This is a genomic window from Candidatus Krumholzibacteriia bacterium, assembly GCA_029865265.1.
GTDB lineage: Bacteria > Krumholzibacteriota > Krumholzibacteriia > WVZY01 > JAKEHA01 > JAKEHA01.
The window spans coordinates 143,316-155,879 of record JAOUHG010000005.1 but is presented as its reverse complement, the minus strand read 5'-3'; the positions used below and the strand labels follow the sequence as shown (position 1 = coordinate 155,879).

The 12,564-nt window shown below is 67.6% G+C and carries 11 protein-coding genes; all 11 read right to left on the bottom strand.

All coding sequences use genetic code 11. The annotated features are described in order from the left end of the window. A partial coding sequence (locus tag OEX18_04320; GenBank protein ID MDH4336483.1) for an SAM-dependent methyltransferase occupies nt 1–511 on the bottom strand: 511 nt, incomplete at its 3' end. Between the two features lie 44 nt (nt 512–555). Then, entirely contained in the window at nt 556–1,581 is a 1,026-nt protein-coding gene (locus OEX18_04315) for an SDR family oxidoreductase (GenBank protein MDH4336482.1), read from the bottom strand. Between the two features lie 19 nt (nt 1,582–1,600). Next, on the bottom strand, nt 1,601–2,839 hold the full coding sequence (locus OEX18_04310) for a glycosyltransferase (GenBank protein ID MDH4336481.1): 1,239 nt from the start codon (nt 2,837–2,839) through the stop codon (nt 1,601–1,603). Beyond that, entirely contained in the window at nt 2,836–3,789 is a 954-nt protein-coding gene (locus OEX18_04305; protein ID MDH4336480.1) for a glycosyltransferase, read from the bottom strand. The genes OEX18_04310 and OEX18_04305 overlap by 4 nt, the downstream gene beginning before the upstream one ends. Nucleotides 3,790–4,011: 222 nt before the next feature. Then, nucleotides 4,012–4,800: a sugar transferase gene (locus OEX18_04300; protein ID MDH4336479.1), complete on the bottom strand. Its 789-nt coding sequence runs from the start codon at nt 4,798–4,800 to the stop codon at nt 4,012–4,014. 418 nt (nt 4,801–5,218) lie between these two features. Then, nucleotides 5,219–6,499: an SPOR domain-containing protein gene (locus OEX18_04295; protein MDH4336478.1), complete on the bottom strand. Its 1,281-nt coding sequence runs from the start codon at nt 6,497–6,499 to the stop codon at nt 5,219–5,221. Nucleotides 6,500–6,843: 344 nt separating this feature from the next. Beyond that, nucleotides 6,844–8,364 (bottom strand): tetratricopeptide repeat protein, encoded by a 1,521-nt coding sequence (locus tag OEX18_04290; GenBank protein MDH4336477.1) that lies wholly within the window; start codon nt 8,362–8,364, stop codon nt 6,844–6,846. Continuing rightward, a complete protein-coding gene (locus tag OEX18_04285) occupies nt 8,361–9,188 on the bottom strand; it encodes a hypothetical protein (protein MDH4336476.1) in 828 nt (275 codons plus the stop codon). Before OEX18_04285 ends, OEX18_04290 begins: the two co-directional genes overlap by 4 nt. Then, nucleotides 9,163–9,819, bottom strand: a complete 657-nt coding sequence (locus OEX18_04280; protein MDH4336475.1) for an EpsI family protein — start codon at nt 9,817–9,819, stop codon at nt 9,163–9,165. Before OEX18_04280 ends, OEX18_04285 begins: the two co-directional genes overlap by 26 nt. Further along, nucleotides 9,780–10,640 (bottom strand): exosortase/archaeosortase family protein, encoded by an 861-nt coding sequence (locus tag OEX18_04275; GenBank protein MDH4336474.1) that lies wholly within the window; start codon nt 10,638–10,640, stop codon nt 9,780–9,782. The genes OEX18_04280 and OEX18_04275 overlap by 40 nt, the downstream gene beginning before the upstream one ends. After that, nucleotides 10,640–12,454 (bottom strand): Ig-like domain-containing protein, encoded by a 1,815-nt coding sequence (locus tag OEX18_04270; GenBank protein ID MDH4336473.1) that lies wholly within the window; start codon nt 12,452–12,454, stop codon nt 10,640–10,642. Before OEX18_04270 ends, OEX18_04275 begins: the two co-directional genes overlap by 1 nt. Nucleotides 12,455–12,564 lie beyond the last annotated feature (110 nt).

Below are 12,564 nucleotides of genomic sequence, written 5' to 3'. Positions count from 1 at the left end.
CCGCGCGGCGCCCCTCCGCGGCCAGCTCGCGCGCTGTTTCCTCGCCGAAGAAGCGCACCAGGGTGGGTATGCCCCGCTCGACCGCGATCCGGGCCACGTTGGCCGCCGGCTCGATGCCCAGCACCGGGATGCCCGCCGCCACGAAGTGCTGCAGGAGGTACCCGTCGTTGCTCGCCACCTCCACCACGAAGCTCTCGCCCGTGAGTCCCAGGCGCGAGCGAATCATGTCCGCGTAGTCCTTCATGTGCTGGACCCAGCTGTCGGCGTACGAGGAGAAGTAGGCGTACTCGGTGAAGATGTCCTCGCGCGAGACATACTCGTCCAGCTGCACCAGGCAGCACGACGCGCACACGAACGCGTGCAGCGGGTAGAAGGGCTCCATGCTGTTGAGCTTGTCCGCGGGCACGTAGCTCTCGCACAGCGGCGACATGCCCAGGTCCACCACCGAATGCAGGTCCTTCGACCCGCAGGAGAGACATCCCCGTCCGCTGAAACTGGAAACGGCATTCATCGTGTTCACGGCCTCCCTGTCCTTGTCCGTACGCGCGTTGTGCATCAGGCGGTCCAGCGCAGGTCCGTGGCCAGCCGGCCGCCGCCGAGCAGGAGTTTGATCTGATCGATGCGCTTGTAGCGCGGCCCCTCGAAATCCTCCACCTTGAGCCCCACACCACGGTAGGCCTGCAGGAGTTCTGAGGCCCCGGCGCGCGCGTCCCACTCCGGTTGGAAGGAAGGAAGTACGCGCGCAATCTTGCCGAAGTCCGCCCGGTAGTTGCGCAGATCGGGACTCGCATCCGCCGCGTATTCGATCTCGCAGTTGGGCACCGTGTCCTTGACGATGTCGGCGATCTCGCGGATACGGAAATTCTGATCCGTGCGTCCCACGTTGAAGGCCTGGTTGTGCACCGCTTCGCGGGGTGCCTTCAGCACCGCGATGAAGGCCCGCGAGATGTCCGCGATGTGGACGATGGGCCGCCACGGCGTCCCGTCGCTCTTGAGGTACACGCGGCCGGAGGCAAACGCCCACGCCACCAGGTTGTTCAGCACCACGTCGAAGCGCAGGCGCGGCGACACCCCGTAGGCGGTGGCGCTGCGCAGGAAGGTGGGACAGAAGTCTGCGCCGGCCAGCTTCGAGATATCCTCTTCGGAGCGCACCTTGGAGATCCCGTACGGGGTGACGGGGTTGAGCGCCGAGTTCTCGTCCACCAGGTCGTCGCCCGCAGCCCCGTAGTTGCTGCAGGAGGACGCAAACACGAAGCGTTGGACCCCGGCGCCCCGCGCCAGTTCCGCCAGACGCACCGATGCCCGGTGGTTGATGTCGTAGGTGAGGTCGGGGTTGATGTTCCCCAGCGGGTCGTTGGAGAGCGCCGCCAGGTGGATGATGGCGTCGAACCCGGCGAGCTCACCCTCGGTCACGTCACGGACGTCGCGCGCCATGGTGCGTACACGGGGCTCCCAGCTTCCAAACGTGGACTGGCGGTAGTAGTCCGTGTCCAGCCCGGTCACTTTGAAGCCCTCCTTCAAGAGCATCGGCACCATGACCGTCCCGATATACCCGCTGCTTCCCGTCACCAGTACCTTCATCGTACGTCCTTTCGATTTGCTATGCGGTGGTCGCGGCATGGCTCTGCCCCGCCGGGAGGGTGGCGAATTCACGCGCGCAATCGCCGCCCAGCCGCGCGCACAGAAGGCCCGCCACGCGGTGCGCGAGCACGTTCCAGTCGTACTGCCTCGCCACCTGACGGCGTTGCTCCATCCGCGCGCCGGTGTTTTCCCCGGGGGCGAGCGCCGCGCCGATGGCCTCGACCCAGCCGGCCGGGTCGTGGGCGATGCGGATGACGGACGTGAAATCGCGCAGCGAACGGATATCCGATCCCACCACCGGCCGCCCCGACGCGAGATACTCGTGCAGCTTGAGCGGAAAGATGAACTTGGTGTAATCGGTGAGCGCGTAGCACAGCAGGCACACGTCCATGTGCTGGATGTACGCGGGCACCTCGCCCACCGGCTTGTTTCCCAGGTAGTGGACGTTGGGCATCTCCAGCAGACGCGCGCGCTCCGCCTCCTGTTCACCCATGGGACCCATGGGGCCCACCAGCACCAGCGACCAGTCCGGGCGCGCGCCGGCGATGGCGGTGAGCGTGCCCCAGTCTATCTGCGACTTGATGCGCCCCACGTAGCCGATGCGGGGCCGCGGGATGCCCGCCAGGTCGGCTGGCTCGGGCCGCGCGGCGGCGAACGCGTCGTAGTCGACACCGTTGGTGACGTACGCCGTGTTCGGGTTCAGGCTGCCCTTCTTCTCGCGCAACGCGGGTGAGTGCACGATCACCTGGTCGACCCGCTCGATGAGGCGCCGTTCCACCGGGGAGAGCGGCTCTTCGACGTCCGAGAAGGAGTACTCGTCGACGATGTGGTAGCAGCACACGTCGTGCGGCACGAGGTCAACGGCACCCGCGAACTTCGGCTGCCAGATGTACAGCACGATGCGTGTGCACCCGGCGTCCTCCAGGATGCGTCGTGCCCGCGCCAGCCGTCCGCGCTCGCTGGCCCGCGCCAGCGAGCGGGGGCGATAGAGCCTCGGGAACCAGGGCGCCGGGTCGTAGACGGTGAAGCCGCGCGCGGGCGGCGGCGTTTCGTCGGGGTGCGCGATGCGGGGCGTCGCCAGCGCATGCCTCCAGGGGCGCGCCGGGTTGTGCCACACCACGTGGAAGTAGCGGGACAACCGCGAGAGAATCTGGTGGCGGGAAAGCCACATGCCGCCCCAGCGCTCCGGCACCAGGGCGATGACGCCGATGTCCGGGAACAAGGGGCCGGCGGCCGGAACTTCCGCGGGGCGGGTCACGTGTCGCGCCTCCCCCCGGCGCCGCTTTCCCTGGCGGACGCGGGCATCAGCTTGCGCTTTATGGGGCGCAGTCGATGGGTCATGGCGAAGCTCAGGTCCTCCCACAGTCCGTCGGCGTTGTGAATCAGCCACTCGAACATCAGCGCGTGGCATGCCAGCCGCTGCGCGGGAGAAATCGGCGCGCGATTGATGGCGGTCAGGTACCCCCGGTACTGGCGCGTGTACGGCCACGCAGGCCGGCCGGCCCGCGACGGGTCGAACCAGGCGCTGCGCTTCTGGCGCGTCCGGTACTGCCACACCGAACGGTTCTGGTGCTGGCGGTGCACGAACAGCGGCTCGGGCAGTTCGACGATCCGGCCGGCGAGCCCGATCTCGGCGAGGAGCACCCGGTCACAGTCCGCGTAACCGGCGAGCATGCGCGTCTTGCGGAAGATCTCCGAACGCCCCACACCCAGGACCGCGACGCACGAGTGGTCGCGCCGGATGAGATCGCGGAAGCGGACCACGGGGCTGGGGCGATCGGAGCGCAGCCCCTGCAGGACCGTCCCCAGCGTTTCGCCGTTCGCGTCGATGTTGCGGGCCGCCGGATACACCAGTGCCACGTCCGGACTGCGGTCGAGGACATCGACGCAGCGCTCCAGATAGGTGGGCTCGTGCACGTCGTCGTGCGCCGCCCATTTGAAATACGCACCGCGCGCCAGCTCGAACACACTGTTGAAATTCCGCATCGCACCCACGTTGGTTTCGTTGCGCAGGTAGCGCACGCGCGCGTCACGCGCGGCCCGCTCACGACAGATTTCAGCGGTGGCATCGGTGGACGCGTTGTCCGACACGATCAATTCAAAATCGGTGAAGGTCTGGGCGAGCAGCGAGTCGAGCGCTTCCGCGAGAAACGCCTCCCCGTTGTAGACGGGCAATCCGATGCTGACGCGTGGTGTCTGCTGACTCAAGACCGTCCTCCGTGGCCCCCCGGGCGCCGGGAGCGGCGGGCCGCCGCTTCCTCTGGCCGGACTGCCGGCCGCCCCGATCAGCATGCCCCGCCCGGGCTGGGTCCGCAAGCAAAAGCGTGGCCGCACCCTTAGTTAGATGCGTGTGCAGCAGCAAGTTACGTGCCCGCGCAGGGGCGCGGGGCGGCCGGTGACGCGTGGGATGGTGCGGGGCAAAGGGCCGGGCTAATGGGCGCCCCGGCCCGTCAGCACGACGAAGAACGTGCGCAGAAGAATCTTCAGGTCCATGGCCGGGCTCACGCGCCCGATGTACTCGAGATCGTGGCGGAGCTTGTCGCGCAGCCCTTCATCGGTGTTGGTGTAGCCAAGCTCCACCTGTGCCAGTCCGGTGATCCCGGGCTTGGCGCGCAGGCGCAGCTGGAATTCCGGCAGTTCCTTCTCGATGCGCCCGATGAAGTAGGCGCGCTCCGGCCGGGGGCCCACGATGCTCATGTCGCCACGGAGCACGTTGAGGAACTGGGGCAGCTCGTCGATACGGGTCTTGCGCAGGATACGCCCCAGCGGCGTGATGCGCGGGTCGCGCTCCTTGGCCCACATGGGGGGCGTTCCCCGCTCGGCATCCACCACCATGGTGCGGAACTTGTAGATGGTGAAGGGGCGTCCGAAGTTGACCAGCACGCGCCGGTCCCGGCCGCGCCGATCCTCGCCGAGCTGCCCGGAGCGGCCGCGGCGATCCTGACTGCGGCGGTTGAGCCCGATGCGCTCCTGGCGGTAGAACACCGGGCCCGGGGACGTTGCCTTGATCAGGACGATGGTCGCCAGCATGAGCGGCGCCGTCAGCACCAGGCCGAGCACGCTCAGCGTGATGTCCAGGACGCGCTTCCAGCAGGCCGACGCGTCACGGCACACGAGCCGTACGTCGCGGACGTGATCGAGAACGAGCGGCTGCGCCGGGAATCCCCAGGCGGCCTGCTCCTCGGCCCTGCGGGCGAATCTGTGACCGAAACTGGCCATGATGGTTCGGGTAACGCGTGGTTGTCGGAAAAACAGCGAAGCCGGCGAGAGGTTGGCGGGCCCGACACAGGACCCCAGGGGCGTTCCCTGCCCCTCGCGGCGAGCATTCCAAGTGCACGTTCGGTGCCACGCGGGGACGGAACCAAGGGGTTCCAGGCAAGTTAGTGGATAAGCCTGCTAACGTATTATTTCTAAAACTCTTACGTGATGCGGCGGGTGGGCGCGGCGGGATGATTTGCGATGCGGACGCAGAGTGGAGTACAAGCGGGCGCGGGGTTTTCCCCAACCCCGCACCCGGGAACTGAGATAACAAATTGCAATATTGTCACTTACAAAGTTACGCAGGCGCCCCCGGGGTTTGGGAAGAAAAGCACAATGTAAGCCCCTTCCACAGGGTGCGAGCCCGGATTCGCGCTTCCTACTCGGCGACGACGATGAACACGTGACCGAGCGACTTGTAGTGCTGCAGGGCCTTGTTCGCGCTGGCCTGCGAGTCGTAACGCCCCACCACGACCCGGAAGCGCGTCCCCTCGGACTCGACCTTGGCCGGAATCTTCAGGAGCTCCAGGGCACGTGCCTCGGCGCGCGCGCTCTCGAGCCAGCCGTGGGAACCGGCCACCAGCACGTACGCGGCGCCGTTCTGGGCCGGCGCGCGCAGCGGCACGACGGGTTCGGGCACCGGCACGGGTTCGGACTTGGCCACCGGTGGCGCGAAGTCGCCCGCCGGCACGGTCACGGGACGGCTCGACGAGCGAGTCGCGGTGCCGAAGGCGTAGAGGAGCGAGAACGTGTGGGTGCTGGAGAAGAACTCCTGCGGGGTGTAGGCGTACTCCACCGTCATGGCGCCATAGTTCAGGCCGAATCCGGCGTTGAACGGAATCGACTCGCCGATGTCGACGTTGTTGGTGACGCCGCTGCGCAGCGTGAACATCGTGTTTATTTGATAGTCAACACCGAGCTGCACGCGCGTGCCGTAGGCGTCGGAATTCGCCACCTGTGCGCCAGCGAAGAAGTTCCCCACGCGCGAATCGAACACGCGGCCGCCGCCGACCACGACTTCCGGAGCCACCTCCCAGGTGCCCGCGTCATACGTAACCGAACTTCCGAGGTCGCGCGCGGACAGGTGCAGCAGGTTGCGCCCCGCCCAGTACGACGCGCCGGCGTGGAACGCGTAGCCGCTGCCGTTCTGCGGGTAGACGTGCTCGCGCAGGTAGGTCGCGCCGGCCGCGAGCGAGAGGCCGGTGCCGCGGAAGGAGTGGCTCACCGTGGCGTCGAAACCCACGTTGTAGTAGCTCTCCTCGGTGACCACCGAGAGCGCGTCGTTGTATCCGCGTAGATTACCGGAGTAGAGGAACGTAGTACCGAAGCCCAGCACGGTGCTGCCGTCGCCCACCGGAAGGGCCACGCCGGCCGCGCTAAAAACCAGGTTGTCCAGCCACTCGGCCGACGATACGAACGCCTCGGTGCGCGACACGCCGGAGAGGAAGGCCGGATTGGAATACATGAGACTGGCGTCGGGCTTCAGGCCCGCCACCGCGTCGGGCGACGACATGAGCCGCGCGCCGACGGGAATCTTGAGGAACGGCGCCGCGTAGGTTCCGGCGCCACTTTGCGCTCTGACAGGGCCGGCCGCCGCCAGAATGGCGGCGCCCAGGGCGATGGCCCGGGCCAATGAGCGGCTCGTTGCGGATACGCGCATGCTGGTCATCCTTGCCGCACCAGGTATGGCTGTAAAGAGTAAAGGCTTCATGATCCAATCAGCAAAGCGGGGGCCAATGAGCGCCAATCGGCTCACGCGGAGGACGATCGCCCCGGGGCGTGCCCGACCGTTACCCGCCGTGCCACGAGGGCGCGGCGCAAGCGGCCAGCACAGGCCAGCGGCCTCCCGTTCGAGTTTCAAAAGTGCACGGTTTATCCAACCGTGGCTAGCGTTTTGATCACGTAATTTCTGGTGGGGCGCCGCCACCGGACGAGACCCGATCACCCACCCGCGACCGTTTCCGCGCCGTGCTTCGCGGTTCCGGCCCACGCGCCGGATTCCCCTCACGGGGACCGGCCCTCCAGCTCGTCCAGACGACGTTGAGCTACATTCGCATACCGTGTTTCCGGGAATCGCTCAACACATTTTTTGAGCATTTCTGCGGCCATTTGGGGCTCTCCCAGCACGGTCTCGTAAAGCTCTGCGCTCCTTAGCATTCCGGCCGCGCTGCTGGCCTCGTCCCAGTTGGGAGATCCGGATCCGAGCAGTTCCGCAACCCCCGCGGCGTCCCCCGCCGTCGTGAAGGACTCCGCCAGCGCGGCCTGGACGACCAGCCGGTCCCCCGCGAAGGGGCTGCCCCGGTCCAGCAGGGCCATGTAGTACTCACGCGCGCCCTCCAGCGTGCGCCGGGCCAGCGCGACTTCTCCTGAGGCCACGAAGTGGCGCGTCACCACCAGTGGCGCCTCGATGGCCGCCATGGTGTTGGGATACAGCTGAAAAACCCGCCGGTAGATGACGTAGGCCTCGTCCCAGTTCCCCCGGGCCTCGATGAGGCGCGCGCGGGCAAACATGGCCCGGGAGGCCACCGCCGCCGGTGCGCCGTTGTCCGTCTCGATGGCCCGGAATATCGCCTCCGCCCCGGCGCTGTCCCCCTGGGAAGCCCGCAGCGAGCCGAGGTCATAGGCGGCGGCGAAGTCGTAGCCGCTGCCCGGATACTGGTCCACCACGCGCTGCAGAATGGCTCCCGCCCGCGCCTCGTCCCCCATCGGAAAGGCGAAGATCTCGCCCAGCAGGAGTTCGAGCCCCGGACGGGCGTCGGGTGCAAGCCCAGGATCGTCCAGAATCGCCTGGAGGCGCGAAACTGCCTCCGGCCAGGCCCGCACTGCGAGACACACCTGCAGGGCGCCCAGGCGGGCGTCCAGGGCGCTCTCGGCGGCCCCGGGCCGCCCCGCCTGCCCGTCGTAGAAGTCGAGCGCCAGGCGGGAGAATTCCTGCGTGCGGCTGGTGTCGCCGGCCTCGACGTACATCCGCACCAGCGCCACCGGCACATTCATGAATACCGGGTCCACTTCGTTCTCACCCGTCTGGAAGACGGGATTCTGCGCCAGTTCGCGGAATATCTCCGCGCACAGCGCCATGACCTCGCTGGTCTCGCCGCTGAGGTACAACGAGCGCGCCGCGCCGAGCCGGGCTTCGAGCGAGCGGTCAAGCGAGAGATCTCCCAGTTCCAGCGTCTGCTGGTACAGCGTTCCCGCGTCCGCGTAGCGTTCGCTGAGAAAGTAGAGATTGGCCAGCGCGATACGCGAAACCACCATCATGTTGCGAATGTCCTCGCGCACCACGGCGTCCCACGCCGCCGCAGCCGGGGTGGCGGTGGGGTCGGAACCAAGCACATCGCGGAATGCCGCGATCGCCATCTGCATGTCGTGTCGCGACGCGCGCAGAAACGAGATCTTGATGCGTCGCTGATAGAACTGCGCGCGCCACATCTTCTGTTCCATGTGATAGCGCGCCAGCAGGCCGTCCGTGGGGGCGCACGCCGTGGCCAGCGCGAGCAGGAGCAGCAGGGGCGTTGCCCGCCTCATCGCAATCCTCCCTCTTCCGGCAGTGCCAGCCCGACCACGGCCGAAAAGAGCAGGTATGCGGTCACCATCTCCAGCGCGATGGAACCGAGCATCAAGTAGAACACCGTCTCGGGGTGAAACGCGAGGGCCACCCGGTCCGCACGGCTGATCATGGCGTCGAGGGGGATGTGCGCGGCGAGCACCGTCGCCAGCACCAGCGCCGTCGGCCAGAAGTTGCGCGACGCGTAGCGCACGCTGGCGCGGATCGCCTGCATGGCGTTGACGTCGCGCAGGCGCAGCACCACGGGTGCATACACGAGCATCGCCTGCGCGGCGGCCACCACCAGGATCGCGCCTCCCAGTACCACCCGCGAGGGCATGCCGGAGGGAACCCGTTCCACCAGCGTTCCCAGGATTCGCCCCAGTCCCGCGCTGACCACCACAAACACGACACCCACGGCCAGCACCGACGGCAGCACAGAAGCAAAGCGGCGGCCGGCGATGCGCTGGCCCACCTCGTGGTGGTTCACCATGGTCCACACGGCGAACGTCCACAGGCCAAAACCGAGCGTGGCCACGAGTGTCAGGTACACGGGTTCCCACATTCTCGGCAGCAGGACGAAGTGCATCGGATAATGGATGGCAGGTTCGCCGCCGAGACCCCGCACCAGCGGCAGCAGGACGGGCGCGGCCGGCGGCCAGTCGAAGAAGGCGAGCAGGGTGAGCAGCGCGGCCTGGGCGAGCGCGAACACCACGAAGGGCGCCAGCACACTCGGCGAGCGAAGGGCAAGCCGGGCATTCGTGAGCCCGTCGAGATAATCAGTCAGTATCTGGCCGACGTTCATCCTGCTCCCGGTAGAGCCGCGCGATCTCGGTTTCCGCGTCGCGCACGAAGGGCGCGAGGCGATCGTAAGCCGCCGCCACGTCGCTTTCCAGAACCGTGGAGACGTTGCCGTACACCACGTCCTGCGGCCGGCGCAGCACCGCCTGGCGCGTCAGCGCCAGCTTGAGATCCAGCACGTCCGGTGTAATGCGGCCCGGCATCTGGTACCAGTAGCACACCAGTCTGCGCGCGACGCCGTTGCTCACCAGCAGCGCGTGCACACTCCCGTCGCGCCAGGCCGCCTGCATCTCGATTTCACCCTCGATACTCCATCCCGCCCCCGGGTAACAATGGCGTGGCGAATGCACCTGCGAACCCTCGCGTTGCTGATCGAAATACGCGAGCAGCATCCACACCGGCGCGCTGGATTCGGGTGCGTACATGCGATAGATGACTTCGCGCGCCTGCAGCGTTTCGCGATAGTCCGATTCGAGGGTCTCGTCGACGAATGTCGTATCCGTCGACACCACCAACGCCTCTTCCAGCCGCAGCGGCCCGCGGTCGGGCGGTTCGGTGGCACGAATGGCGTGCGCCGAAATGCCCGCGACCGCGATTATCGACGCGACAATCCACTTCGCCTGCGATCGGCCCACCGGAACCCCCATGCAATAATGAACAACGCCACCACCCCGAGAACGAATAGCACGAGCCCCGAGAGTTCGTGAAGGAAACTCTCCGCCGCACCCGGCCCGGCGACGGCGGCGATGGCCGCCGTCAGCGCGAGGCGCAGGACGTTCGCCCCCATGGCCACCGGGACGATGAGCAGCAGGTAGCCGGCGAGGCCGGCGCGCGACATGGGCAGCAACGTCGCGATGAACACGCCGATGGTGCCCAGTGTCATGATGGAGCGAAGCCCGCTGCACGCGGTGACGACTTCCAGCGCGTAGCCCTCCAGGTGGATCACGTTGCCCTCGCGGACCACCGGCAGCCCGGCCGCGGTGAGAAGACCCGCCGCGATGCGCGAACTCTCTATCTGGAGCGGAAACGTCAGCCGGTAGTACACCACGTAGGGCAGCGGAATCATGAAGAGGAGAAAGCCCAGCGGAAGCGCCATCACCCGCAGGCGCTCGCTGCCCTCCAGGGCCAGCACCAGCCCGGTGAGCACGACCACGAGTGAGACGCGGGTGGTGAAGAGCTCCGCGGCCAAGACCCCGGCCAGGTAGAGGGCCGCGCCCGCCGCCACCACGAGGATTCCCGCCGGGTTGGGCCGGCGGGGGGCGGCACGAAGGCGGTCACGCCGCCGCCAGGCGAGCCAGGCGGACATGATGGGAACGAAGAACCCGTGGGCGTAGTTGGGATCGTCGGCCCACTGCCCCGCCAGGGAAAGCAGCACGTAGCCGTAGGCGAGGAGCAGCGGCAGGACGATCGGCAGCGAAGCGGCGAGGGCCCGCGGCGCGGGCGAGGCCGCTCTCATCAGTGCGACTGCACCAGGAAGCGGGCGGTTCCCTGCACGGATCCGGAACTGTCGGTGACGCGCACGAGGTAGAGCGCCGGCGCCACGCGTTCGCCGTTGTCGTTACGGAAGTCCCACGTCCAGGTGATCCCCGCCTGGCTGTTGGTGAAGCGTCGCACCGGCGTTCCGGCCGGGTCGAAGATGCGCACACGCCACGAGGCGGGCAGGTTGCGCACCTCCATCGGCCGCGAGGGATCGTCGGCCCAGAAGCCGTCGGGAACGATGGCACCGGGCTCTGCCGCAACCTGCGGATTGCCTACCGTGAAACTGTACGAGAACGTCGCCGCGCAGTTCGCCGGGGACGCGTGGTCGCATGCGTCGACCCGCACCATAACGGTGCGCCCCGCCTGGAAGGGCGGGTCCGGCTGCCAGGACACCCGTACGCTGGCCGGGGTTCCCTCCACCGACGGCGCAACCACCGTACCGTCGACCACCATCTCCACCGTGCTCAGATCGACGCCCAGGCCGGTGTCGCTGATGGTCACGGCGACGGTGGCCCGCGGGGGCACGTCGTTCGCGTCCGCCGCCGGGGCCGGTGACGAGATCACCGGCGGGTCGACATCGTTGACGGCGTTGGCGCCGGTCTGGAACGACCACGACGTGTTGACCGTGTTGGCCGGCGACGCCCCATCCTGCGCGGACACCGACACCGCCACGCTGCTGTTGGCGGGCAGGAGTGCGGCGGGCTGGCACTGGACGGCGTAGCCGCCGGGCGTGGTGGTAACCGTGCCCGGGCACTGCTGCCCGTCCACCGTCACCACGATGGAGTTGAAGTTGACCCCGGAGCGCGCGTCGGTCACCACGAAGAACACGCTGGTATTGCGTGGCACGTTGCTGGCGCCGTTGGCGGGCGACATGCCCGACACGACCGGTGGCGTAACGTCAGGTCCGATAACAGAAACCGAGACTTCTCTCGAGTAGGCACTCAAGATGCCCGTGCCGGTTCTGGCACGCACCGCGGCGTAGTAGGTCCCCGGCGCGAGGCTGCAGAAGGAGCCGGTGACCACCAGGCCCACGTCGCTGGAGTCGCTGTAGGCGCCCTGCGAACGCGGGCGGGTGCCCAGGTAGAGCCGGTAGCCGGTCACGGTGGGATCGCCGGAGGCGGTCCAGGTGACCCGGGCGCAGCCCGGCGGCGTTTCCGTCACCGCCACGTTGCCCGGTGCCGGCGGGCCCTGGGTGTTCTCATTGGAGATGGTCGTCGTCGACGGCACCGAGAGCGCGCTGTACAGGTCGAACGAGTTGTACGCGCGCAGCGCGAAATGGAAGGTCCCCGAAGGGAAGCCGCAGCGTGTGCTCCGCGAGGTGTTGCCGGACTGCACGACCTCGAGGCGCCCGAACTGCAACGAATCCGTGTATACCCCCGGCGTCGTTCCCCACAGCAGCGAGTAGGCCGTCACATAGTCGTCGGCGGGCGGCGTGTTCCACGAAAGGGCGACACAGCCCTGGCTGTTCCCCGTCGCCACGAACGACGCGGGTGCGCCGGGCGTGACCGGGTTCACTCCGGTGAGCGTGAACAGAATGCGGTCCCCGGCGCTGGTGGGCGACGTGTAGCTGAACGTGCCGGCAGGATTCGCCGTGACCGATCCGGCGGGCGTTCCGTTGCGCCGCACGTCATAGCTGCCGGCCGGCGGCAGGTCGAAAAGGATGATCTGAGTGCTGGTCGCGGCCGTGCCGTTCGCGGCTGCCGTACCGCTTTTCGCGGCGTTCACTGCGCCGGGGACGGATACGGCGTGAATTCCCGCGAGCAGGAGGATCGAGATGCATTGACGAAACATGGGCAATCCCCGGGAGCGCGCCTGGCGCGCAAAAAGGCGACGAATCAGCCGATGAGAAACCATATGGAACAGGACTTACTTGCGACGGTCAAGGGGCTGCAAGAACCGTG

Coding starts and splice junctions, on each gene's coding strand:
- OEX18_04270 (MDH4336473.1), bottom strand. CDS start 12,454: ATGTTTCGTCAATGCATCTCGATCCTCCTGCTCGCGGGAATTCACGCC.
- OEX18_04300 (MDH4336479.1), bottom strand. CDS start 4,800: ATGGCCAGTTTCGGTCACAGATTCGCCCGCAGGGCCGAGGAGCAGGCC.
- OEX18_04315 (MDH4336482.1), bottom strand. CDS start 1,581: ATGAAGGTACTGGTGACGGGAAGCAGCGGGTATATCGGGACGGTCATG.
- OEX18_04295 (MDH4336478.1), bottom strand. CDS start 6,499: ATGCGCGTATCCGCAACGAGCCGCTCATTGGCCCGGGCCATCGCCCTG.
- OEX18_04285 (MDH4336476.1), bottom strand. CDS start 9,188: ATGAACGTCGGCCAGATACTGACTGATTATCTCGACGGGCTCACGAAT.
- OEX18_04290 (MDH4336477.1), bottom strand. CDS start 8,364: ATGAGGCGGGCAACGCCCCTGCTGCTCCTGCTCGCGCTGGCCACGGCG.
- OEX18_04275 (MDH4336474.1), bottom strand. CDS start 10,640: ATGAGAGCGGCCTCGCCCGCGCCGCGGGCCCTCGCCGCTTCGCTGCCG.